The sequence below is a fragment of the Bacteroides sp. 14(A) genome, from assembly GCF_000526555.1.
In the GTDB taxonomy this organism is placed as follows: Bacteria; Bacteroidota; Bacteroidia; order Bacteroidales; family Bacteroidaceae; genus Bacteroides; species Bacteroides cellulosilyticus.
Map to the genome: position 1 here is coordinate 972,660 of NZ_JAGH01000001.1, position 26,661 is coordinate 999,320.

A 26,661-nucleotide genomic window follows, 5' to 3' on the forward strand; every position below is an offset into this window, starting at 1 on the left:
GATAATAGAATCTATAATCTCTGTGTTTTTATTTTTTTTAATTTATATTGTATTACATCATTGTCAGCAATATCATTTGTCCCGCCAGAATACGCAGGAACATTGTCAGCGGATAGACCGTAGAATAGCCTACTGCCGGAGCATCGTTACCGGATGCCTGGTTGGCATACGCTAGTGCAGGAGGGTCGGTATTACTACCTGCAATTAATCCCATTAAAGTGAAATAGTTCACTTTGCAATAAAAGCGGGCAATCATACCGATAATCAGCAAAGGAATTACGGTAATCAGGAAACCATAGCCTACATATGATAGTCCGGAACCTTCTACTACGGTCTGTACAAAGTGTTCACCAGCTTCGATGCCTACACTGGCAAGGAAAAGTACAATACCGATCTCGCGCAGCATCAGATTAGCACTCATGGTTGTATAAGTCACCAGCTTCAATTTATGTCCGAACCGTCCGATAAGAATAGCAACCACCAACGGACCACCGGCCAAACCGAGTTTTACCGGAGTAGGTATACCCGGGAAAGCGATAGGAAGACTACCTAGCAGAATACCCAGGAAAATACCCACGAAAATAGTCACAATGTTCGGTGTATCCAGCCGCTTCAACTGGTTGCCCAATACACCGGCAACCCGTTCTACAGCATCTTGCTGACCCACGACCATAACGCGGTCACCTACCTGCAATATCAGATTCGGATCGGCAAACAAATCCATACCGGAACGGTTGATGCGGGTTACATTCACTCCATACATGCTACGAAAATGCAGGCTACCCAGTTTCTTACCGTTGATTTCGGACTTAGTCACCAATATGCGGCGTGAAACCATTGGCATATCTTGTTTTTCCCAGTCCACTTGAATTTCTTTACCGATAAAAGCGATTACCGCTTCGGCATCTTCCTCGGAGCATACGATGAATACTTGGTCTCCGATATGAAATTCCGTATCTTGGTTGGGGATGCTGACGTGTCCATCGTGGCGTATGCGTGAACATACAAAAGGACGTCCCATAAACTCTTTGATCTGGAGGAGCTTCTTTCCATCGATAGATTCATTGCGAACTTCCAGATGCAACATGTGCGGCATGTGCTTCATATCAGAAGTCTGTGTAGAGAGTTCGTCTTCTTCCTTTTTCAGGTTCACCCGGCAGATGTAGCGGATAGCAATAATAGAACCGATGATACCGACAACACCGAGCGGATAAGCGCAGGCGTATCCCAATGCGATGGGATCACCCGTGTAGTTCAGTTGATTCAATGCTTCCTGTGCGGCACCCAAACCCGGAGTATTGGTGACTGCACCGTAAAGGATACCTACTATCATGGGGAGGTCGATTCCTCCGTCGATGAAGTAAATGCCCAAAGCTACTGCAATATTTAGTACAACTATACCTACTGCAAGCATATTCAGTGTCATGCCTCCTTTCTTAAAGGAAGAGAAGAACGACGGTCCTACTTGCAGACCGATACAGAATACGAACAGAATTAATCCGAATTCGCGGATGAAGTGCAGAATGTGTGTCTCACCCGTAAAGCCGAAATGTCCCATCAGGATACCAGTGAAAAGTACAAATGTGACTCCCAGCGATATCCCGAAAATCTTGATCTTGCCCAAAAGCACGCCGACAGATATTACGAATGCATACAAGCATACGATATGGGCGACGGAGGCAGGGTCCCATAACAAACTCTCTAACCAATCCATAGTTACTTTTGTTTATCTTTTTTATTTGCTTATTAAATTTCGCGCAAAGGTAGGCATTAAAAGGGAGGTAGCAAAGGGTTTCCGGGAGTTTTTCTTTTGAGTACAGGCATGGGCAGAGGATAATTGAGTAGTATGCTTGAATATAAGTTTTTACTCTAAAATGTAAGGTGCACTTTGCAATCATGCATATACATACGGAAATCATGCTTCCAGAATGTCATATCTTCATGCGAATTTTACTTAAAAAACCTTGTGTTATTAAGTTATTGAGTATATTTGCAAGTCCTATTTTAGACAAATAGGCAAGTGAAGAGATTACTCATTATCTTTTTAATTATAAAATAAACTATGGCAGACAGTAAAGAAAAACTCTTCTCAGACTTTGCTCCCACCACCACCGAACAGTGGATGGACAAAGTTACAGCCGACCTGAAAGGCGCTGATTTTGAGAAGAAACTCGTTTGGAAAACAAACGAAGGATTCAAGGTGAAACCTTTCTATCGCATGGAAGACCTCGAAGGACTGAAAACGACGGATGCACTTCCCGGTGAATTCCCTTATCTCAGAGGCACCAAGAAAGACAACAACGAATGGCTGGTACGCCAGGAAATCAAGGTGGAATGCCCGAAGGAAGCTAACACAAAAGCGCTGGATATTCTGAATAAAGGCGTAGATTCACTGGCGTTCCGTGTGAAGGCGAAAGAACTCAATGCCGAATACATCGAGACATTGCTCGAAGGTATCTGCGTTGATTGTGTAGAGTTGAACTTCTACACGTGCCAGGGACATGTAGTGAAACTTGCGGAAATCCTGGTAGCTTACTTCCGGAAGAAAGAATATGACCTGACGAAATTGCAAGGTTCTATCGGCTATGATTTCTTCGACAAGATGCTGGCCAAAGGTAAAGAAAAGGGCGATATGCTGGCAACAGCCAAAGCCTTGATTGAAGCAACCGATGCTCTGCCGGAATACCGTGTACTGAATGTAACGGCTCTGACACTGAATAATGCCGGTTCTTATATCTATCAGGAATTGGGGTATGCTCTTGCCTGGGGTAATGAATATCTGAATCAACTGACTGAAGCCGGAGTTCCTGCTGCTGTAGTTGCCAGGAAGATTAAATTCAATTTCGGTATCAGTTCCAACTATTTCCTCGAAATAGCTAAGTTCCGTGCTGCCCGTATGTTGTGGGCAAACATTGTGGCTTCTTATGATGCGGAAGCTAAATGTGCTGCTAAGATGCGTGTTCACGCTGAGACTTCTACATTCAACCTTACTTTGTTCGACGCTCATGTGAACTTGCTGCGTACGCAGACAGAAGCTATGAGTGCTGCTTTGGGCGGTGTGGACTCAATGACTGTGAGCCCGTTCGACAAAACGTATGCGGCTCCTGATGAATTCTCTGAACGTATGGCACGCAATCAGCAGTTGTTGCTGAAAGAAGAGTCTCACTTTGATAAGGTGATTGACCCTGCTGCCGGTTCTTATTATATTGAAAACCTGACTGTATCCATCGCTAAACAAGCATGGGAACTCTTCCTTGCGGTAGAAGAAGAAGGCGGTTTCTATGCAGCAGTAAAAGCTGGTAAGGTGCAGGCTGCTGTGAACGAAAGTAACAAGACCCGTCATAAAGCTGTTGCCCAGCGTCGCGAAGTATTGTTGGGTACCAATCAGTTCCCGAACTTCAATGAGAAGGCAGGTGAGAAGAAACCGCTTGAAGCTACTTGCTGCTGCGGTGGTCATGACACTTGCGAAAAAGATGTTCAGACATTGAATTTCGACCGTGCTGCCAGTGAATTTGAAGCGTTGCGTCTCGAAACGGAAGCCTCCGGTAAGCGTCCGAAAGCATTTATGTTGACTATCGGTAACCTGGCTATGCGTCAGGCACGTGCTCAGTTCTCTTGCAACTTCCTGGCTTGTGCCGGATATGAGGTGGTTGACAACCTTGGTTTCCCCACAGTGGAAGCCGGTATAGAGGCCGCTATGGCTGCCAAGGCTGACATCGTGGTATTGTGTTCGAGTGACGATGAATATGCAGAATATGCTGTTCCTGCCTTCAAGGCTTTGGATGGCCGTGCCATATTTATCGTAGCCGGTGCTCCTGCCAACATGGAAGAACTGAAGGCTGTCGGTATCGAGAACTTTATCCATGTTCGCGTTAACGTGCTGGAAACATTAAAGGAATTCAACGCTAAACTTTTGAAGTAAGATGAGAAAAGATTTTAAGAACTTAGATATATATGCCGCATTTCAGCCTGCAAACGGTGCTGAGTGGCAAAAGGCTAACGGCATCCATGCTGATTGGAAAACGCCGGAACACATTGAAGTGAAGCCTGTTTATACAAAGGAAGACCTGGAAGGCATGGAACATCTGGGATATGCTGCCGGTTTGCCTCCTTACCTGCGTGGTCCGTACTCTGTGATGTACACATTGCGTCCCTGGACAATCCGTCAGTATGCCGGATTCTCTACTGCTGAAGAGTCGAATGCATTCTACCGTCGTAACCTGGCTTCCGGACAGAAAGGTTTGTCCGTTGCCTTTGACTTGGCTACACACCGCGGTTACGATCCAGACCACGAACGTGTGGTAGGTGACGTAGGTAAAGCCGGTGTATCTATCTGTTCACTGGAAAACATGAAGGTTCTCTTCGATGGTATTCCTTTGAACAAGATGTCCGTGTCCATGACAATGAATGGTGCTGTGCTTCCGGTTCTTGCGTTTTATATTAATGCCGGCCTGGAACAGGGTGCTAAGTTGGAAGAAATGGCCGGTACTATCCAGAATGATATTCTGAAAGAGTTCATGGTGCGTAATACCTATATTTACCCGCCTGCATTCTCCATGAAGATTATTTCCGATATATTCGAATATACTTCTCAGAAGATGCCGAAGTTCAACTCTATCTCTATCTCCGGTTACCACATGCAGGAAGCGGGAGCTACGGCGGACATCGAGTTGGCTTATACGTTGGCCGACGGTTTGGAATACCTCCGTGCCGGAACAGCTGCGGGTATTGATATTGATGCTTTTGCTCCGCGCCTGTCTTTCTTCTGGGCTATCGGTACAAACCACTTCATGGAAATTGCCAAGATGCGTGCTGCACGTATGCTTTGGGCGAAGATTGTGAAACAGTTCAATCCGAAGAACCCGAAATCTCTGGCTCTGCGTACACACTCTCAGACTTCGGGCTGGTCACTGACCGAGCAAGATCCGTTTAACAATATTGGCCGTACTTGTATCGAGGCCATGGCTGCTGCACTGGGACATACTCAGTCTTTGCACACCAATGCACTTGACGAGGCTATTGCGTTGCCGACGGACTTCTCTGCACGTATCGCACGTAACACTCAGATTTATATTCAGGAAGAAACTTACATCTGCAAGAATGTTGACCCGTGGGGTGGTTCTTACTATGTAGAGTCTCTGACAAACGAGCTGGCTCACAAGGCTTGGGAACTCATTCAGGAAGTTGAAAAATTGGGTGGTATGGCGAAAGCTATCGAAACCGGTATTCCTAAGATGCGTATCGAAGAAGCTGCTGCACGTACGCAGGCCCGTATCGACTCCGGTTCTCAGACTATCGTTGGTGTGAACAAGTATCGCTTGGAGAAAGAAGCTCCGATTGATATCCTTGAAATCGACAATACAGCAGTTCGTCTGGAACAGATTGAGAACCTGAAGCGTCTGAAAGAAGGACGTAATGAGGCTGAAGTGCAGAAAGCATTGGAGGCTATCACCAAATGCGTGGAAACCAAGGAAGGCAACTTGCTGGAATTGGCAGTGGAAGCTGCCCGTGTTCGCGCTACATTGGGAGAAATCTCTTATGCTTGCGAAAAGATTGTAGGACGTTATAAAGCAATAATAAGAACTATATCAGGCGTGTATTCATCAGAAAGTAAGAATGACAGTGACTTCAAGCGTGCTTGCGAGTTGACTGAAAAGTTTGCGAAGAAAGAGGGACGTCAGCCCCGTATTATGGTTGCCAAGATGGGTCAGGACGGTCACGACCGTGGTGCTAAAGTTGTAGCTACCGGATATGCCGACTGTGGTTTCGATGTGGATATGGGACCGTTGTTCCAGACACCTGCCGAAGCAGCCCGCGAGGCTGTTGAAAATGACGTTCACGTAGTGGGCGTATCTTCACTGGCTGCCGGACATAAGACACTGGTTCCGCAGATCATCGAAGAGTTGAAGAAATTAGGTCGTGAGGATATCATCGTAATTGCCGGTGGTGTAATTCCTGCACAGGATTATGATTTCCTCTATAAGGCCGGTGTAGCTGCTATCTTTGGTCCCGGTACTCCGGTTGCCAAGGCTGCTTGCCAGATTCTGGAAATCATGATGGACGAAGAATAAAGCTTTTATTGATAATTTCGATAATTTTAGAGAGGCAGGGTGTTAAAAAACACCCTGCTTTTTTGTTTTTAAGCGGTGTACACGAAAATTAGTTTGTTTTTAATTCCAGATTAATTCTCTTATTAACTGTCCCACCACATCTTTGCGCTATTATTCTTGCTTATAGAAGAACCATAATCTAATAATAATATCGCATGAAGAAATTACTACTTTTTAGTTTGTTAGCCTTATTGGCTTTGGGTGTAAGATCGCAGTCTGCTGATAAACCCGGTAACTGGAAATTAATCGCGTCGGATGAATATCCGGCAGAAGATGTAGGGGTGGCTACCTATACTGTGACTACTGACTTTAATGCCGATCCTACGGGTGTGAAAAATTCGTTGGATGCTTTCCAGACGGCATTGACTAAATTAGGCGAAAATCGCCGTGGTGGTGTATTGTTTGTTCCGGCTGGTCGTTATCGTATTTCCGGAAAGTTGTTCATTCCTACCGGTGTTACGATGCGTGGAGAATGGAAACGGCCGGTGAAAGGCAAGCCAGTGGAAGGAACCATCCTGATGGTGGATACGCAAAGTGGATCTGAGACAGAATCCGGTGCATTTATCACGATGGAACCGTCTACTGCATTGACACACCTTACTATCTGGTATCCGCACCAGGATCCTGATAATATAAAACCTTATCCGCCCACTATCTTGTACGGGCGTGAGGGCGTATGGGGAAACGATTACTGCAATGTGCGTCATGTGACATTGGTGAATTCTTATAGCGGCATCGTGCTGTCGAGGAAAAACGGGGGCGGTTGTCCCAATATCTACGATGTGTATGGCACTCCGCTGTCACGTGGTATCGAGATTGACCATATAGCCGATGTAGGGCGTTTTGAGTGGATACATTTCTCACCCGATTATTGGGCGGACTCCGGCCTGGAAGGAGCGCCGCAGGCAGGTGAAGCCTATGCTGACTGGATCTATAAGCATGGAACAGGCATTGTGATGCGTCGTAACGACTGGTCGTATACATGCTATGTGGATATTGAAGGCTATAATAAAGGTTTTAGTACCGGACTTTGCGTAGGAGGAGACGGTGCACCTAACGGACATAATTATGAGTTCAATTTGCGGAACTGCGAGACGGGTATTTATGTGGATGGTACTTCATCGGCAGGTATCATGTTTACACGGGCCCACATTGAAGATTGCGAAAAAGGTGTGGTAGTGACATCCGCCAGTACTGGACCGGTACAGTTCTATGGGTGTGAAATATCTGCCTCGGATGCGGCAGTATTGCTGGAACAAGGCATTTCTTCTAAATTGATGATGCAGCAGTGTACTGTCAATAAGGGGGAAGTAAAAGGTTTGGGAGGTGATCTCATCGTTTCGGATACAGACTTTAATAATGACGCGCCGCAAGTATATATTGGTTCTGATGCCCGTGCAATCCTTACAGGTAATCGTTTTGCGAAGAAAGCGGATATCAATAATCAATCCCTCTTTGAATGCCGCATTGATCATACGCCTGTAGAGATGAAGCCTTTGCCGGAGTTTCCGGAAATGAAAGTACCGGAAACCAAGCCTTTGCGTATGGCGTTGTATAATGTACTTGACTTTGGAGCCGAACCCTTTGTGGTACCATTTACTGCTAGCTCAACCAGTATGTGGCTTCAAATAGATATCCGTTCGGGACTGGAGATGGCTAAGGATAACACGGAAGCTATTCAGAAGGCATTGGATAAGGCTGCCAGTGAAGGTGGAGGTATTGTATATCTGCCCGGCGGGCGTTATAAAGTGCTGGGGAATCTGACAGTTCCTACAGGTGTGGAACTGCGGGGCGCTTCTGATTTTGCTACTATTCCACGTGGGCATGGCAGTATTCTTGAAGTCTATGCAGGGCGCGGACAGGCACAAGGAGAGGCTTTCCTGAAACTCTCAGCTGGTAGTGGCGTGCGTGGATTGTCGTTTGACTATCCCGAGCAGGTATCTTCCGCATTGCCTACTGTAACTGAATATCCTTATTGTATTCAGGCGCTGGGAAAGGATGTGTATGTAGTGAATGTAGGTTTACGTGCTGCATACAACGGTCTGGATTTGTTTACTTATAAATGTGACAATCATTATGTCGATTATCTGGCAGGACATGTTTTTATGAATGCAATCCGCATCGGTGGCGGTTCAGAAGGTGGGCGGGTCTGCAATATGCAGTTCAATACGATAGTGTATGCTTGTGGAGAAGAAACAAAGTTTGGTTCATGGCCCAACAGTGCAAAAGCAGATCAGGACAAGGCTTATTGGCAGAATCAGACAGAACTACGTTTCATCACCGTGGGCGATTGCCGTAATCAGATTTTGTACAATGACTTCCACTATGGTGGTTTCGAGGGCATCGTCTTTCAAGCCGACCAGGGTAAAGCCGCATCGGGTTGCTCCCTTGGATTGGGTATTGATGGTTCCTGGAATTCCGTGGTTTACGAGGCGCTCGATCCGGCTGGCTTTGATATGATTAATTCTCAGGTTGTAGCCCTTGAGGATCAAAGTAACACATATACAGAAACTCGCTTTTTGACTACTCGTGCAGGCTTTTCGGGTGAGGTAACTCTTTTTGGTGCGGATTTCTGGGGAAGTGCCAAGCATGGTGTCGTTGTGGAAAGTGGAAAAATGAATCTGAATCTGGTGAACTTCAGTACGTCCGGAGGGACTTCCTTCATGAACTTTCCCAAGACTACAGGTACTATCGTTTTACACAATGCTGTCGTAAATATGAAAGACGAGGCTGCCTTCATTAGCGAAGGACACGAGAAGCAGGCTTCTGTTACGTCTACTGTAACCGATGTGGCTGCCGGAACTATTGATAAGATAGCTGTGTGGGAGAATAACTTGACGATTGCACCTGTTTTCACTACTACGGATGCGCTGTTAAATCGTCTGAAATGGAAGATCACGGCCAGTACGAACAATTCAAATGCGGGTAAAGCCATTGATGATGATGCCTCCACACGTTGGGATACAAGCGCTTCGCAGCAAGCCGGACAGTGGGTGATGGTGGACATGGGAGCGGCACAGAAACTGAACCGGATTATTCTGGACACATCGAAGAGTCCGAATGATGGTCCGGCAGGTTATGAGTTGTATTTGAGTACCGGTGAAGGCGACACATGGAAACTTGTTGCTTCGGGTAAGAATGCAGGATCAGTACAAATTATCTCTTTCCCGGCAGAAGAAACTTCAAAATTCAAGATTGTGCAAACGGGAACTAAGGGCAATTACTGGTCGATTCATGAACTTTATGCCGCTTGCGTAGATGATCCTTCAACCGGTATTTTACCGGATGCTTCCTCGTCTGCGGCAGAAATGTTTTACTACAACGGCCAATTGTCCTGGAGTGGCTTAGGGAATGATATGAGTACCCGGATCGAGATCGTTGACTTGTCCGGCCGACGCCTGCTTTTGCAAGATACCAACGCTAATTTTCTGGAATTATCAGGTATGCAAAAAGGTTTCTATATCGTTATTGCAACCAATGGTACAAATGTACTGAGGAAGAAATTATTCTTTAAAGATTAATTCATTTTTTATCATTCATCTCTTTTTTGTACCTTTGCTTCCCGAAAATGGGCTGTATCTTAGCATAGTGCAAATAAATTTGCTTCTGCTTTCGATTTATACTACTTTTGCCCGACTAAAAAAGAGATGAATGATAGTTTGTATTGCCGAAAAGCCCTCTGTGGCGCGTGACATTGCTGATGTATTAGGAGCGAAAGACAGGAGAGACGGATACATCGAAGGGAACGGATACCAGGTTACCTGGACTTTCGGTCACCTCTGTACACTCAAAGAACCGCATGAATATACCCCGAACTGGAAATCATGGAGCCTGGGAAGCCTGCCCATGATACCGCCCCGTTTCGGAATAAAACTAATCAGTAATCCTACTTACGAGAAGCAATTCCATACGATAGAAACCCTCATGCAGAAAGCCGACATGATTATAAATTGTGGTGATGCCGGGCAAGAGGGAGAGTTAATTCAGCGTTGGGTGATGCAGAAAGCCGGTGCACGCTGTCCGGTAAAGCGGTTGTGGATTTCATCGTTGACGGAAGAAGCCATCCGTGAAGGTTTTGCCAAACTGAAGGATCAGAAAGAGTTTCAACCGCTCTATGAAGCCGGACTGAGCCGGGCTATTGGCGACTGGTTGCTCGGAATGAATGCAACCCGTCTCTATACAATGAAGTATGGACAGAATAAACAGGTACTTTCCATTGGTCGTGTGCAGACGCCAACGTTGGCACTCATTGTAAACCGGCAGTTGGAAATAGCGAATTTTGTGCCCAAACAATATTGGGAATTGAAGACTGTATATCGTGATACAACGTTTTCTGCCATAATCCGGAAAAGTGAGGAAGAGCTGATTCTGGAAGCTGAAAAGAATAAGGAAGCTATCGCTGCCGGGAAGAAGCCCAAAAAGGAAGAAGAAAACCGGGGTATTGATCCTATTGCCAGCCAAGAGCAAGGGGCGGCATTGCTGGAACAAATACGGAATTCTCCTTTTGCCATTACCAATGTAACCAAGAAAGAAGGAAAGGAAGCCCCCCCCCGTCTTTTTGATTTGACTTCCCTACAGGTGGAATGTAATAAGAAGTTTGCTTATTCTGCTGATGAAACTCTGAAAATTATTCAGTCATTATATGAGAAGAAGGTGGCTACCTACCCGCGTGTAGATACCACTTACCTAAGTGATGATATCTACCCGAAATGTCCGGGTATTCTGAAAGGACTGCGTGACTACGCTACGTTTACGACACCTTTGGATGGCACTACTTTGCTGAAATCCAAAAAAGTTTTTGATAATTCAAAGGTAACGGATCACCATGCTATTATCCCTACAGGGCAATATCCGCAGAACCTGACGGATATGGAACGTCGAGTTTTCGATCTGATAGCGCGTCGTTTTATTGCAGTATTCTATCCGGATTGTAAGTTTGCCACTACTACGGTGTTGGGGGTAGTTGAAGAGATTGAATTCAAGACTACCGGTAAGCAGATTCTGGAACCGGGATGGAGAGTTATATTCGGAACTCCGGGGGCACAGTCGCAAGAAGAAAAAGACCCGGGAGAGGAAGAGAATGTATTACCTGCTTTTGTGAAAGGTGAAAGCGGACCCCATGTGCCTGATTTATATGAGAAGTGGACGCAGCCGCCTCGTCCTTATACAGAGGCTACCTTGTTGCGTGCCATGGAAACCGCAGGTAAACTGGTGGATAACGATGAATTGCGGGATGCTCTGAAAGAGAATGGTATCGGCAGGCCGTCTACGCGTGCGGCAATTATTGAGACTTTGTTCAAGCGCAATTATATCCGCAAGGAAAAGAAAAACCTGATTGCTACACCTACAGGCGTCGAACTTATTCAGATTATCCATGAAGAACTGCTGAAGTCTGCCGAATTGACGGGTATCTGGGAAAAGAAGCTCCGGGAGATTGAAAAGAAAACATATAATGCTGCACAATTTCTTGAGGAACTGAAACAGATGGTTTCCGAAGTTGTGATGAGCGTGCTTTCGGATAACAGTAACCGGCATATTACAATTGTACAGGCTGTGCAGGAAGCGACTGCCGACGGTAAGAACGGGAAAGCTGCTAAAGAAAAAGATGCTTCGAAGCCTAAGCGTCAGAGTAAACCGCGGAAAAAGGCTGCTGAAGCTAAACCTGTCGCACCGGTTGATGGTGCTTCGCAGACAGGGAATATTCAGACAGATGCAACTCAAACAGATTCTGTTGAGGGACAAGTTTGTCCGTTGTGCGGCAAAGGAACCATTATTAAAGGTAAAACCGCTTATGGTTGCTCTGAATGGAAGAACGGATGTACGTTTCGTCAGGCGTTTGGTTCGGAATGAAAGATACAATAATCTGCCGATTTTTCAGTTTATTAGAATGAGCTATGAAAAGTAATGGAGCATGAGATTATATAGGCGTTTTCTTTTCTTTTTTCTTTCTGTCGGTTTACTTCTCACTTCCTGTGGAGTGGGACGGAGTTTGCGCCATGCAGAGCAAAGCTATGCTCGTGGTGAATACTTTGATGCTGCCCGTCATTATAAAACCGCCTATACCCGTACTTCTCCGAAAGATCGTTCGCAACGGGGCGTACTGGCCTATAAACAAGGCGATTGTTACCGTCGCATCAATTATACATTGAAGGCTAAAGGCGCTTATATGAATGCTGTCCGTTATCGTTATCCGGATACTCTCTCTCATTTTTATCTGGCGGAAATGCTCCGTAAGAATGGTGAGTATGCAGCGGCTATACCTTATTATGAGAATTACCTTGCTTACGCACAGACCTTGCCTACCGGGAAAGAACGTAAAGACTCTCTGACACAAATCGGACTCACCTCTTGTCGTCTGGCGCAGGAATGGAAAAAGAAGCCTACCCGGTATATTGTAAAACGGGTGCCTATTCTTGTTTCCCGCCGTAGCGATTATTCTCCTATGTATGCGGGAGATGATCCCGATATCTTGTATTTCACCTCTACCCGTAATGAAGCGAAAGGTACTGACCTGAACGGTATTACCGGGATGAAGAGTGCTGATATATTTCATTCTAAACGGAATGAAAAGAAACAATGGCAGAAGCCTGAACCGCTTGCTTCGGAAGTGAATAGTGAGTTTGAAGAGGGTGCCTGCTCTTTTTCGTCGGATGGTAAAACAATGTATTTTACTCGCTGCCGGACCTTGCCCAATGCACCAGCTTATGCCGAGATTTATGTTTCTCAGCGTGCCGGAGCAGAGTGGGGAGCTCCTCAGAAATGTGCAATTCTGAATGATACGCTTTCTTCTGTTGCTCATCCGGTGTTGTCTCCTGCGGGTGATTATCTTTATTTTGTATCTGATATGCCCGGTGGGCAAGGAGGGCTGGATTTGTGGCGTATCAACATAACCCGCGATGGTTTCGGCTATGTCGATAATCTGGGACCTGAAATAAACACCTCTGCTGATGAGATGTTTCCTACCTTTTCGCCGGATGGTACTTTGTATTTCTCTTCTACCGGACATCCTGGTATGGGAGGGCTGGATATATTCCGTGCTATAACAGACAGCCTGACGGGGCGATGGCGTATTGAAAATATGCAGTCTCCGGTGAATTCACAGGGTGACGATTTCGGTATGACTTTTGAGCCTGGTGCTCCCAATCGAGGGTTCTTTTCTTCTAACCGTGGAGATGCCCGTGGTTGGGATCATATTTATAGTTTTGAGTTTCCTGAGGTACATCATGTCTTGAAAGGATTGGTGTACGATAAGGAGGGAGATGTGCTCTCTGATGCGCTTGTCACTTTGGTGGGGGATGACGGTACTTATTTAAAGATAAACGTGAAGAAAGACGGTACTTTCACTCAAGAGCTCGCACCGGGATGCCGTTATGCCTTGCTGGCTTCCTGCCGTGGTTATTTGAATGACAAAGAAGAAATGGCAACGGAAAATATTAATGAGGATCGCCTCTATGAACTTGAGTTTCCGCTATCTTCCATTACCCGCCCTGTACTGATAGAGAATATTTTTTATGAGTTTGATAAGGCTGATCTGACACCAGAATCTACAGTGGCTCTAGATGAACTGATAGAGTTGTTGAATGACAATCCGAATGTTACTATCGAACTGTCTGCGCATTGCGATTATAAAGGAAATGATGATTATAATCTTCGTCTTTCGCAACGCCGTGCAGAGTCTGTTGTACGCTATCTTATTAAGGGAGGGATTGATCCGGAACGTCTTACACCGAAAGGATATGGTGAACAGCAACCTAAAACAGTGACCAAGTTTACGCTGAAATCAGCACCTTTCCTGAAAGAGGGAGATGTGTTGACAGAAGAGTTTATAAAAAATCTCCCACCGGAACAGCAGGAGATTTGTAATGCGATTAACCGTCGTACAGAGTTCAAGGTGTTGAGGACGACGTATCAATGAGTTGCAGCTACGAGCTACAAGCTAATATGAAATTCCACCACCGCTTCAATACCTTTTCTGAAAATATCGAGCGGGAAGTTTTCGTTGGGTGAGTGGATGGCATTTGATTCTAATCCAAACCCCATGAGCACTGTCTTAATGCCAAGCACCTGTTCGAACGTTGAAATGATAGGGATACTTCCTCCGCGTCGCACAGCCAGTGGCTTTTTTCCGAATGCTTTTTCAAAACCTTTCTCAGCGGCCTGATAGGCAGGCAGGCTGATAGGACATACATAACCTTGTCCTCCGTGCATCGGTGTTACCTTCACTTGTACCGTATCCGGAGCAATACTCCGAATATAATCGGCAAACATTTGCGAAATCTTGTGGTGGTCCTGATGCGGAACCAGACGGCAGGATATTTTTGCTGTAGCTTTGGATGGAAGTACTGTTTTAGAACCTTCACCGGTATATCCACCCCAGATACCGCAAACGTCGAATGAAGGGCGACAACTGTTACGCTCCAGCGTACTGTAACCTTTTTCTCCGAACAGTTCTTTTACGCCAATAGCGTTTTTGTACTTTTCTTCATTAAACGGAATGTGTGCAATCATATCACGTTCTGCCTGTGGCACTTCTTCTACGTCATCGTAGAAACCGGGTACCGTGATACGTCCATCCGCATCTACCACTTTGGCAATCATGCCGCATAGTACGTTGATAGGATTGGCAACAGCACCGCCGAAATGTCCTGAATGCAGGTCGCGGTTAGGTCCGGTTACTTCTATTTCCCAGTATGCCAGTCCGCGGAGTCCTGTAGTGAGTGAGGGTAAGTCCGCCCCCAGCATACTGGTGTCCGATACGAGAATGACATCGGCTTTTAATAGTTCTTTATGATCTTCACAGAAAGATTCCAGACTGGGTGAGCCTATTTCTTCTTCACCCTCGAAAATGAACTTGACATTGTTCTTCAATATACCGTGCTTCACAAGGTATTCGAAAGCTTTCACTTGGATGAATGCTTGCCCTTTGTCATCATCCGCACCGCGTGCCCAGATGTGTTCATCACGTATTTCCGGTTCAAAAGGTTCACTTTTCCACAGTTCTAACGGCTCTGCGGGCATCACGTCGTAATGCGCATATATTAAAACTGTTTTTGCTGTAGGATCTACTGTCTTCTGTCCGAAAACAATCGGATTGCCTTTTGAGGGCATCACCAATGCTTCGTCTGCACCGGCTTCAATCAGAAGTTGTGCCCAACGCTCTGCACAGGCCAGCATATCATCATGGTGTTCCGGTTTTGCACTGATACTTGGTATACGGATGAGGCTGAACAGGTCTTCCAGCATCTTGGATTCATTCTTTGAAATGTATTTCTGTATTTCGTTCATAAATATATATAATAAGGTGAATTACTTTAACACCCTACCACTTCTATAATTGTGTAGTACGGTCAATAAGATAAAAATCAAGTATGGTCATGGCAGCCATTGCCTCTACGATGGGTACTGCACGTGGCAATACGCATGGGTCATGGCGACCGCGGGCTTTCAGTGTGGTGTCTATCCCATCTATGTTGACCGTATGTTGCTCCATAAGCACGGTGGCTACAGGCTTGAATGCAACGCGGAAGAAGATATCCTGTCCGTTGCTGATGCCGCCTTGAATACCGCCGGAGTGATTGGTTTTCGTTTCAATACGTCCGCAGTTATTGAAGAATACGTCATTTTGTTCCGAACCTTTTTGCTTCAGGCCTTTAAATCCGTCGCCGTATTCGAATGCTTTGGCAGCATTGATACTGAGCATGGCCGAGGCAAGCGAAGCGTGTAATTTGCCGAATACTGGTTGTCCCAGTCCGATAGGACATCCTTTGATGACACACGTCACTACACCTCCGATAGTGTCACCTTCTCCCTTGATCTTGAAAATCAGTTCTTCCATTTCCTTCGCCTTTACAGGGTCCGGACAACGTACAGGATTGGTATCTATAAGATCAAGGTCATAAGCGGTATAATTTTCTTCCAGACGGATGGGGCCTACCTGTGAGGTATATGCCGTAATGCGTACGCCCAGTTGACGGAGTGCTTGTTTGGCAAGCGCACCTGCCACTACGCGTGAAATGGTTTCGCGTGCCGATGAACGTCCGCCGCCACGATAGTCGCGAATGCCGTATTTCACCTTATATGTATAATCCGCATGCGAGGGGCGGTACACTTCCTTCATATTATCATAATCACTGGAATGTTGATTTTCGTTCCATACTATGAATCCTATGGGACATCCTGTCGATTTACCTTCGAAGATACCTGAAAGGAATTCTACTTTATCACCTTCCTTCCGTGCCGTTGTGATGAGGGATTGCCCGGGACGGCGACGATTCAGTTCCGCTTGCACGAAATCCATGTCAATGCGGATACCAGCGGGAAATCCATCAATGACGCCTCCGATGCCTTTACCATGTGACTCCCCAAAGCTGGTAAGGCGGAGAATGTTGCCGAATGAGTTGAACATAATCTTTTGCTTTAATGGTTTATGTATAAGGTTTATTCATGCCAAATCCTTTGAATAAAAGCTTTTGGATGCCTAAAGATAACAAATAGTTATGGATTTTTTCTCATGAAAAGAAAGAAATATTGTTTTTTTATGGAATGAGGTGTTTTTTACCCTGTGTTGAATTGTACCAGGATTGTACCCGAACTGTATCTGAACCGTACTTGCTCCGTACATTCTTCGGTCAGAAGTACCTTTAGACGGAGAAACTGCGGACTTGGTACGGAGCAAGTACGTCCTGGGTGCGGTGAGGGTGGGGAAGAACTGATATGAGAGGTTTATAATCCTGTTGTCTATAAAATAAAGTATAGAAATGCCTATATAAATGGGGGATATTATAGAAAATATTAAAAAAAGGACAAAAATATTAATGTATTGACCTTGTTTGGTGTGACAAAAAACGGTTATTTTGCACCCCGAAAGTGATACAAAGAAAAAGCACGGCTATCCAGTGTTGGGAAGCTATTATTAACTAAACAACAAGGATTATAAAGAACAATTTGCTCTATTTATTTGTATATTGTTCTGGGTAAACGTTCTAATATACTTATATATCTATTGAAGGTAAGTAAAGAGAAACTTAAAAATAGAACATTAAAATGTAGAACTGACCTTTTTTATGTGCATTATAAGCTGTTTCTTTGTGCCCACGTAAACTTGTTTAATAAAAATAGAACATTATCACCTTCGTTGAGAAGGTTTGTATTAACTAAACAACAAAAATTATGAAGAAGAATTTTTTTTATTTGTTTGCATTGATCTGCTCTATGAGTTTGTTTATAGCTTGTAGTGATGATGACCCAGACTATTCTGTTGCGATTGAACAGGAAATAGCGGGTAATTACAAGGGAACATTAGACGTAGAGGTAGACGGTACGACTATCGGAACGGATATTCCCAAAAACATATCTGTTGTAAAGGCTAGTTCCACCGCTATTAACTTGACCATGAAAGATTTTAGTTTTATGGGAATTGCGATAGGTGATGTTGTATTAAGTAATTGTGAATTATCTAAAAAAAATAGTGTTTATACGTTTACGGGAGTTCAGGAACTGGCGGTGACCGGTCTTTCTTGTATCATCAATGCCACAGGTACCGTGACTAATGGGCAAGTGAAGATTGATATGGATATTGATGCCAAAGTAGGCGATATAAGCCAGAAAGTAAAGGTGGTATATAAAGGTAATAAACTTTCCGGTTCCGAAAGCTCGGAGGCAAAGATAACGAGCTTTGTTTTTAAAGATGCTCCCATTGTAACAGAACAGCCCACTATTGATGACGCTACGGGTAAAATATCATTTAAAGTGTTAGAAGAAGCTACAGATGCTGAATTGGCAGCATTAGTACCGACTATTGAAATTTCTCCAAAGGCAGTTGTTTCTCCTGCTACAGGTGTAAAGCAAAATTTTGCTTCAAGCGTTACTTATACAGTGATAGCGGAAGATGGAACAACCAAGGAATATGTAGTTTCAGTAGCTGGTCGTCAGGTAGCGATGAAATTTCCGTTTGACGAATGGAAGTCTGTAGGCACCGGAAAATCTCAGCACGATGAACCTGCAGAAGAAACGTTGGCAACAAGTGCATCAGGAGCTTCTCTATTGTGGCTGTATGGAGTAGAAGGTTTCCCTTTGTATAAAGAAACAGAAGATGTTGTTGCGGGTAATGCCGCAAAATTGGTAACAATGGATACAAGCGCGCAAACAAATGCTTTAGTACCCGCCCTTACATCCGGTTCTGTGTTTACCGGTTTCTTTAATATTAGTAAAGTTTTCGAGGATCGTTTACTAACTACTGAATTTGGTATTGAGTACGACAAGAAACCGGCTTATTTTAGAGGTTGGTATAAGTATACTCCAGGCGAGAAATTCATAAACGGTAAAGGTGCCACTAAGCCGGAAGATGTAACGGAAGAGCCGGACAGTAAGGATGAATGCGCTATCCAAGCAGTGTTGTACGAAGCCACAGATGCTGATGGTAATGAAGTAATCTTAACGGGACATACTATAAATGGTTCTGAGTATCACGTAGCTACAGCTGTATTAGCTGATGGAACAGCAAAAAGTGCATACACCTACTTTGATTTACCTTTCACTTACATCAAAGAGTATGATCCGAGTAAAAAGTATAAGTTGGTTATTTCATGTTCTTCCAGTAAAGAAGGTGATGTTTTCAGGGGTGCCGGCGGAAGCACTTTATGGATTGATGAGTTCGAGGTTATAGGTGAATAAGAAGCGCCCTCATAAATAGGGATATTCTCAAAATAACAAAGTTAAAGCCAACTAATTCATTGCGAGTTAGTTGGTTTTTTGTATCTTTAGATATTTCCCCGAAAACACAGTTTGGTGACTAAATCGGGGATAATCAATATACAAAGACATGGTAAAGATACACAAAATCTCCGAACTTCATCCTACTTTAGGTTTTGCAGAATTTGATATTTTCCAAAAATATCGCATGAGTTTTGAATGCAGTGAACTTGCCCGTCTTCGTCGTGCTTTTCCTTTTTCTGCCTTAGCTGATAGAATGCATCTTTAGGATTCCCATCTGGGTTGTAAGAGTTATTTTTCAGCTAAAGGTAAAATAGCCTTGATTGTTCAAATCCTATACTAATTTTCTGATTTTTAGCTGATTGAATGTTTGAATGATAACATTTACTATCAGCTGTTTTGTGATATTCAGATTGATCCCCTTTATCCTCTTCCTAATTACAAAATTGTTACATCGTAGTCATGGTAATCGCCTCACCTTATCTTGTGATTATCAAAAGCGTCTTTTCATCATTAGGAAAGTTTTGCAACAGGAAAAAGAATTATTTGTAGGAAAGAAAGTATCAGACCGTATCGTAAACATCGACCGTCATTATAATCCATCCTGTTGTTCGTGACAAAGAAACCCAATCTATAGAGTTTGGAGCCAAAATGAATAATATACAAATAGATGATACCTCCCTTATAGAGCATCTTTTTTCAAGACTTTTAATGAAGGCATACGGTTGAAGGATTGTATCCGTTTATAGCAGAGCCTGATGAAAGTCAGAATTAAGGCAGTCGTTGCCGATTCTATCTATGCTAATAATGCCAACCGAAAGTTCTGTACGCATTATGGTATATCCACTTCATTTGTTCGTAAAGGCAGGGTTGCCAAAGACGAGCAAGTTCGTAAAATACTCAGATTGGCACTTAGTCGTGAAAGAGCTACCCGTCTGGAAGGAAGTTTTGGTACGCAGAAGCAACACTATTCGCTTCAAAAGATAAAAGCAAGAAACAGGAAGACAGAAATTCTTTGGATTTCTGTTTGTATGATAGAAAAGATGCAGAAGAAAAAGGCATCATAGATGAATGTCAGATATACAGTAAACAGGGACTGAGAGGACTACCTGTGAATCATTATGTTATGCTAGGGTATTTTTGATGAAATAAGGTATGAAAACATAAAAAATGAAGAGTAAAGCTAACCGAAAGATAGAGTTACTCTTCATTTATATAAAATAGCGATATTTACTGAATATCCCTAAACAAACAAGCCGGAAGTAATTATAAAAACACTTCCGGCTTGTTTGTTTAGGGAATGACTGATCAGGGTAAAGAGGGGATTACTTCATTCGTCCGCCTAATTTTTTGTTCATCCGCATATCCATTATATATCACTTAAAGTAACAGTTTAAAATTAGTTTGATATATAGATGATAATTATGAACGGAACTTATTAGATAAAACAGGTTGTTTTTAGAATGAATATCCAAAGCCTATATTCAGATAAATAGGATACATGGCAAAACTAATGGTATCGAAGTTTTTCTTAAAGATATCATTTAGCCCCCAAGTTAGGTCAGCATAAACATTCAGATGCTTGAAGGCTTTCCATTCCCCACCGAATTGTATGCCCCATTGGAATTTGCGGAGATCATCAGAGAAATCGTAGGTTGCAACGCTTTCACCGCTGAAATCTACACGTGAACCTGTTTCATCGGGAGTACGGAGGTGCCCTTCATAAACATGACCGGAGAAATCACCTTCCAGTAAATAAGAAAAATAAGGTCCGGCTACGAGCTTCCAGCGTTTGCTGACTTTATAGTTAGCAAGGACGGGAACAGTAAGATAGGAGTTCTTTACTTTGGTTTTTACTCCTCCAGTCCATAGACCCTCTAGTTCACCACCATTGGTATTGATAATCTTCATACCATAGTTTTTGACAGTGGCCTCTGTCGTCATGTTTTTAGTTTCTAGGCGTAAACCTAGAGTCAATCCCCATAGTTTTTTCTCGTCGAGCCATTTTGTAGCATTTCCTTCAATCGAAATGGTCATGCTGGGTACATAGCTATCTATTTTACGAATTTCCTCGGGTAAGGGCAGAGGAGCGGTACCACCAACGCTAAATCCTGCTTTCAAAGAATATTCCCATCCGCGAAGGTAGGATTGTGTGATGCTGTGAGTTCTATCCTCTTGCGCTTTTACAGAAATGCTTCCCACTACTGTCAGCAAGAATACAATAAAAATAATGTTATATTTCTTCATAATCATTTTCGTTTTTTAGTTCTCTTCACAAACTAATTCTACTTCGTCTATATAGAGTGTGCTACCAACAGCCCCTTTGAAGCGATCGCCTTCTACGCTTGAAGAGAATATAATGCCAAGTTTATATTTTCCATTCTGAAGTTTCTGTTCATCGATCGACTTGTTGTTTTGGGATTCGAATGGTAAATTGAATTCCTTCCATTGGTCGGTTTCCAGTGCTTCATCGGCTTTTATCTGTGCTAGATATACAAGCTTGTCGGAAGTTTTGGCATTGGTGCCGTCCAGCATGAATGAGTTGTCATCAGCTTCGTACATGATGGCATAGATGTCGAATCTGTCCTTCGGACCACTTTGTGGTTGACCGTTTTCAGTATAAACAGGACCGGCTTTATATTTATAATATCCTTTCAGCGCTTTAGGATGCTTATAGAATTGAAAGCCGAAAGTGGTTGCTTTTAGGGCACCTTCTTGTCCGGCTAATGCTTTGCTTACATCAAAATTACCGATAAACAGATTTCCGGCAGCGATATACATTTTTACCATTGCACCGAAACTGCCTGTATCTTTGGTTTCTAACTTAGCGCATTTGCCACTGTAGCCACTTTCTGAACGTACGGTAGGATAATCAGTAGGACTCTTTGCCATTCCCGTTAGTGCAAAGCCTGGATTGCCACTAGACCACTGTAGAACCTTTGATATTCCCTGTGAGGTACTTGGGGCGAACTCATAAAGAATGTGGTAAGGAGTATTTTCTGCAATCAACAAGTCCTCAAAGTGATAAACTGTTGGTAATTCTGTCGGTTTAATATTTATAGTATAAGTGGGTTTGAATTCACCATTTTCAGAGGTTACGGTAAATGAACGTGAATTGCCAGCTTCACTAAAGTTGTAGAAGTTTCCGGTATCTCCGTCTCTGCTATTATTAGGTTTGATAGTTGCACCTTCTGGTAGAGTGAATTTCAACTCTTGTTTGGCAAGGTCTGCACCTTTATGTACATATACATCGACTATCTTTTCATTCGCATTGATATTGGCCAGTTGCACATCTGCACCCGTACAACCATCAATGGCCGCTTCAGAATTAAGCGCTTCGTCTTGTATACAAGAAGATATGGCAAATGCCAAAAAGAAACACGAGGTTAGCGTTTTAATCTTCATTTAATTCAGTTTTTGGTTATTAATAATGTAAAACTCGGGCGCAAAGTTAAGTTTCTTTTTTGAAATAGAAGACTTTGCGCACGTATTAAAAACATTTTTTCTAAATTTGTGTCCATTAAAATCAGTGAAATAATGATAACGGAAACGGAGAGAAAACGGATAATCGACCTGATACATCAGGAAGTGGTGCCGGCTATTGGGTGTACAGAGCCCATTGCTGTGGCATTGTGCGTAGCTAAAGCAACAGAAACACTGGGGACAAAGCCGGAAAAAATAAATGTGTTGCTAAGTGCTAATATTCTGAAAAACGCTATGGGAGTGGGCATTCCGGGTACCGGAATGATTGGCCTGCCCATTGCTATTGCGCTGGGGGCGTTGATCGGAAAATCGGAATATCAGTTGGAAGTGTTGAAAGACAGTACGCCTGATGTAGTGGAAGAGGGGAAACGTTTCATTGAGGAAAAGCGCATTCATATTTCGTTGAAAGAGAATATTGAAGAGAAATTATATATTGAAGTATGCTGTGAGGCCGGAGATGATAAAGCAACAGCTGTGATTGCCGGAGGGCATACCACCTTTATATATATAGAACATAACGGAGAAGTTCTATTTCAGAAACAACATACGGCAAGCTGTGAAAAAGAAGAAGAATGCCTGGAGCTGACTTTACGTAAAGTTTATGACTTTGCTCTGAATACTCCACTGGATGAGATCAGTTTTATTCTGGAAACAGCCCGTTTGAATAAGGCGGCTGCCGAACGTTCTTTTGAAGGTAATTATGGCCATGGCCTAGGTAAGATGTTGCGTGGCACTTATGAACATAAAGTGATGGGAGATAGTGTCTTCTCACATATCTTGTCTTATACATCGGGTGCCTGTGATGCTCGTATGGCAGGGGCTATGATTCCGGTAATGAGCAATTCCGGTAGTGGAAATCAAGGTATATCTGCCACTTTGCCTGTCCTCGTCTTCGCTGAAGAAAATGATAAATCAGAAGAAGAACTGATACGTGCTCTGATGTTGAGTCATCTGACAGTAATCTATATTAAACAAAGTTTGGGACGTTTGTCTGCTTTATGCGGCTGTGTGGTTGCTGCTACAGGTTCCAGTTGTGGTATTACCTGGTTGATGGGAGGAACTTACGATCAGGTGGCTTATGCCGTTCAGAATATGATAGCCAACCTTACGGGTATGATTTGTGACGGTGCGAAGCCCAGCTGTGCGTTGAAAGTAACAACAGGTGTATCTACCGCTGTTCTTTCTGCCATCATGGCTATGGAAAACCGTTGTGTAACTTCTGTAGAAGGTATTATTGATGAAGACGTGGATCAAAGTATCCGTAATCTGACCAAGATAGGGTCGAAAGGAATGAATGAGACGGATAAATTGGTGCTGGAGATAATGACGGGGAAATAGTGATTAGTGGTGAGTGATTAGTGATTGGAAACTGTGCAGCATAATAGCACAGCATACTAATCACTAATCACTTACCGTTAATCACTATCTTAATGATTGCATCCGCATCCTTGGTGATCGTGATCGCCGCATCCGTCGCCGCAACCGTCACCACAGCTATCGCAACCGCAACTGCATCCACCGCCGCTCATCATACGAGCGATTTCAGCTAATTCTTCATTGGTTGCCGGGCGGCTTTCTATTACTTCACCTACAAAGTTCAGGTCGCAACCTGCCAAGGGGTGGTTCATATCCATTACCACTACGTCTGCCTTAATTTCTTGTACGGTTCCGTTGATACGTTGACCTTCAGAGGTCATTAAAGGCACTACGTTACCGGCTACAATACGTTCGCTATCGAACTTACCATCTACTTCAAAGATTTGTTTCGGAAGGTCGATTACATGTTCTTCGTCGAAGTCACCGTAAGCATCTGCGCAAGCGATTGTGAAATCAAACTTGTCACCTGCTTTCAGACTTTTCACCTGATCTTCGAAAGACTCTAAAGTCAGACCCAGACCGGAAATGAATTGGAAAGGGTGTTCTGCGGTGGCTTCTTCGGTGAAATCTTTTTCACCATCTTCTATAGCGTATAATTTATAAGCTACGGTAATGTACTTGTTTTCTACTGTTTCCATTGATATATTCCTACTGTTTTAAGTTAGTAATTCCTGTTTTTTCTTTTTGGAAGGGACAAAGATACGAATAATTTAGTTGGCGAATGAGTAAGCTCTTGTAATTTTCAGATTATTAAATGCTTCGAACCCTCTTGAATAATTCCTGTTCATGGTAGCGAATTACTCAGATTTGCCTTGAATAAGTGATAAAATAAGATTTTAATGCGGGGTTTTCTTACGATTAATCATAATAATCTCATTTTTTTCTTCAAATTGTTTGGAGTTTATAAAAAAGCCCTTACCTTTGCAGCACGATTAACGAAAACAGTAAAGTAAATAAAGTTATGAACTTACATACATCTATTAACCTGGCAGTCCTGCATATTATTCGCGTCGTGGTCCTGGAATCAAGAGCGTGAGAAAGGTTGTGTATGTATTCGTACGTTAAGATATCAATTTAGGAGCCTTTCTCACCATATGTGAGGAAGGCTTTTTAATTAAAAGGAGATTTGAAGATGAAACACCAATTACGCAGTTCGTTCAGCACGCAAGGCCGCCGCATGGCAGGGGCTCGTGCGTTGTGGATGGCAAATGGCATGAAGAAAGAGCAATTAGGAAAACCTATTATCGCAATTGTCAACTCATTTACACAGTTTGTCCCGGGACATGTGCATCTGCACGAAATCGGACAACAGGTGAAAGCTGAGATTGAGAAGCTGGGATGCTTTGCTGCCGAATTCAACACGATTGCCATTGACGATGGTATTGCGATGGGACACGATGGAATGCTTTATTCGCTTCCTTCACGTGACATCATTGCCGACAGCGTAGAGTATATGGTGAATGCGCATAAAGCGGATGCGATGGTTTGCATCAGTAACTGCGACAAGATTACTCCGGGTATGTTGATGGCAGCAATGCGCCTTAATATCCCTACTGTATTCGTTTCAGGCGGACCGATGGAAGCCGGCGAATGGAACGGTCAGCATCTGGATTTGATCGATGCTATGATTAAGTCGGCTGATGAAAGTGTAAGTGATGCCGATGTGGCTCAGATAGAACAACATGCTTGTCCTTCTTGTGGTTGCTGTTCCGGTATGTTTACCGCTAACTCAATGAACTGTCTGAACGAAGCCATCGGACTGGCATTGCCGGGTAATGGTACGATTGTGGCTACTCATGCCAATCGCACGCAACTGTTCAAGGATGCTGCTAAACTGATTGTTGAAAATGCTTATAAATATTATGAAGATGGGGATGACAGTGTGCTCCCCCGTAGCATCGCTACCCGTCAGGCTTTTCTGAATGCTATGACGCTGGATATTGCGATGGGTGGTTCTACCAACACAGTGCTTCACCTCTTGGCTGTAGCACACGAGGCAGAGGCCGATTTCAGTATGGATGACATCGATATGCTGTCACGTAAGACTCCCTGTCTGTGTAAGGTTGCCCCGAATACTCAGAAGTATCACATTCAAGACGTAAATCGTGCCGGAGGCATCATCGCTATCATGAGCGAGCTTGCCAAAGGCGGATTAGTCGATACGAACGTAAAGCGTGTAGACGGTATGACGCTGGCGGATGTAATCGACAAATACGGTATTGCCAGCCCGAATGTTTGCGAAGAAGCTGTGAAGAAATATAAGAGCGCTGCTGCCGGAAAGTTCAATCTGGTACTGGGTTCGCAAGATGCCTATTATAAAGAATTGGATACTGACCGTGCCGGAGGTTGCATTCGCGATCTGGAACATGCTTATAGCAAAGACGGTGGTCTGGCAGTACTGAAAGGTAATATCGCTCAGGATGGCTGTGTAGTGAAAACGGCAGGTGTGGATGAAAGCATCTGGAAATTTACAGGTCCTGCTAAAGTGTTCGATTCACAAGACGCTGCTTGCGATGGCATCCTTGCCGGGAAAGTGGTCAGCGGTGATGTTGTGGTCATTACACACGAAGGTCCGAAAGGCGGTCCCGGTATGCAAGAAATGCTCTATCCGACTTCTTATATCAAATCGCGCCATCTGGGCAAGGAATGTGCACTGATTACGGACGGTCGTTTCAGTGGCGGTACGTCAGGATTGAGTATCGGACATATTTCTCCTGAAGCGGCTGCCGGAGGTAATATCGGTAAGATTCAGGATGGTGACATCATCGAGATTGATATTCCCGGACGTGCTATCAACGTCAAACTGACGGATGAGGAACTGGCAGCCCGCCCGATGACCCCCGTCACCCGTCAACGCGAAGTCTCAAAGAGCTTGAAGGCATATGCCAGTATGGTAAGTTCTGCCGATAAGGGTGCAGTGAGACTGATTGATTAACCGAGAATTGACAAATGAAATAGAATTCCATTATCCATTAATAGA

General features: G+C 43.9%; 14 protein-coding genes and 1 pseudogene. 9 read left to right on the plus strand and 6 right to left on the minus strand.

Features of this window, described 5'->3' with window-relative positions; all coding sequences use genetic code 11:
* Positions 1–52: 52 nt before the first annotated feature.
* Positions 53–1,714, minus strand: coding sequence for a putative transporter (locus tag K429_RS0103300; RefSeq protein WP_007210356.1), 1,662 nt, complete (start codon positions 1,712–1,714; stop codon positions 53–55).
* Between the two features lie 348 nt (positions 1,715–2,062).
* Here K429_RS0103300 and mutA point away from each other — a divergent pair, with 348 nt between their 5' ends.
* The 5 genes from mutA (at position 2,063) to K429_RS0103325 (ending at position 14,025) form a co-directional block, all read left to right on the plus strand.
* Positions 2,063–3,922: a methylmalonyl-CoA mutase small subunit gene (mutA, locus tag K429_RS0103305; protein ID WP_025726039.1), complete on the plus strand. Its 1,860-nt coding sequence runs from the start codon at positions 2,063–2,065 to the stop codon at positions 3,920–3,922.
* 1 nt (position 3,923) lies between these two features.
* Positions 3,924–6,071 carry a methylmalonyl-CoA mutase gene (gene scpA, locus K429_RS0103310; RefSeq protein WP_007210358.1) on the plus strand — a complete coding sequence of 716 codons (2,148 nt, stop codon included), beginning with the start codon at positions 3,924–3,926 and terminating at the stop codon, positions 6,069–6,071.
* A 194-nt stretch (positions 6,072–6,265) separates the two neighbouring features.
* Complete coding sequence (locus K429_RS0103315) at positions 6,266–9,631, plus strand: glycosyl hydrolase family 28-related protein (protein ID WP_025726040.1); 3,366 nt, start codon at positions 6,266–6,268, stop codon at positions 9,629–9,631.
* 130 nt (positions 9,632–9,761) lie between these two features.
* Positions 9,762–11,960, plus strand: coding sequence for a DNA topoisomerase 3 (locus K429_RS0103320; protein ID WP_025726041.1), 2,199 nt, complete (start codon positions 9,762–9,764; stop codon positions 11,958–11,960).
* A 61-nt stretch (positions 11,961–12,021) separates the two neighbouring features.
* Positions 12,022–14,025 (plus strand): OmpA family protein, encoded by a 2,004-nt coding sequence (locus K429_RS0103325; RefSeq protein ID WP_025726042.1) that lies wholly within the window; start codon positions 12,022–12,024, stop codon positions 14,023–14,025.
* A gap of 14 nt (positions 14,026–14,039) precedes the next feature.
* Here the strand turns inward: K429_RS0103325 and K429_RS0103330 are convergent, their stop codons facing one another.
* Both K429_RS0103330 and aroC read right to left on the minus strand, forming a co-directional pair.
* A complete protein-coding gene (locus tag K429_RS0103330; RefSeq protein WP_025726043.1) occupies positions 14,040–15,395 on the minus strand; it encodes a dipeptidase in 1,356 nt (451 codons plus the stop codon).
* A gap of 43 nt (positions 15,396–15,438) precedes the next feature.
* The gene (gene aroC / locus K429_RS0103335) at positions 15,439–16,515 is read right to left on the minus strand and encodes a chorismate synthase (RefSeq protein WP_007210363.1); all 1,077 of its coding nucleotides are present in this window, start codon (positions 16,513–16,515) and stop codon (positions 15,439–15,441) included.
* 764 nt (positions 16,516–17,279) lie between these two features.
* Here aroC and K429_RS0103340 point away from each other — a divergent pair.
* Positions 17,280–18,782, plus strand: a complete 1,503-nt coding sequence (locus K429_RS0103340; protein WP_025726044.1) for a PCMD domain-containing protein — start codon at positions 17,280–17,282, stop codon at positions 18,780–18,782.
* Between the two features lie 148 nt (positions 18,783–18,930).
* A pseudogene (locus K429_RS29680) lies at positions 18,931–19,888 on the plus strand (transposase).
* A 391-nt stretch (positions 19,889–20,279) separates the two neighbouring features.
* Here K429_RS29680 and K429_RS0103360 read toward each other — a convergent pair.
* Positions 20,280–21,068 (minus strand): porin family protein, encoded by a 789-nt coding sequence (locus K429_RS0103360; protein WP_025726047.1) that lies wholly within the window; start codon positions 21,066–21,068, stop codon positions 20,280–20,282.
* 15 nt (positions 21,069–21,083) lie between these two features.
* The gene (locus tag K429_RS0103365) at positions 21,084–22,226 is read right to left on the minus strand and encodes a PCMD domain-containing protein (protein WP_025726048.1); all 1,143 of its coding nucleotides are present in this window, start codon (positions 22,224–22,226) and stop codon (positions 21,084–21,086) included.
* Between the two features lie 132 nt (positions 22,227–22,358).
* On the opposite strand from K429_RS0103365, the gene K429_RS0103370 reads away from it, so the two are divergent.
* Complete coding sequence (locus K429_RS0103370) at positions 22,359–23,642, plus strand: serine dehydratase subunit alpha family protein (protein ID WP_044096327.1); 1,284 nt, start codon at positions 22,359–22,361, stop codon at positions 23,640–23,642.
* Positions 23,643–23,731: 89 nt separating this feature from the next.
* On the opposite strand, the gene K429_RS0103375 is transcribed toward K429_RS0103370, so the two are convergent.
* Complete coding sequence (locus tag K429_RS0103375) at positions 23,732–24,319, minus strand: peptidylprolyl isomerase (protein WP_025726050.1); 588 nt, start codon at positions 24,317–24,319, stop codon at positions 23,732–23,734.
* 494 nt (positions 24,320–24,813) lie between these two features.
* On the opposite strand from K429_RS0103375, the gene ilvD reads away from it, so the two are divergent.
* The gene (ilvD, locus tag K429_RS0103380; protein WP_025726051.1) at positions 24,814–26,616 is read left to right on the plus strand and encodes a dihydroxy-acid dehydratase; all 1,803 of its coding nucleotides are present in this window, start codon (positions 24,814–24,816) and stop codon (positions 26,614–26,616) included.
* The last annotated feature ends 45 nt before the right edge of the window (positions 26,617–26,661 follow it).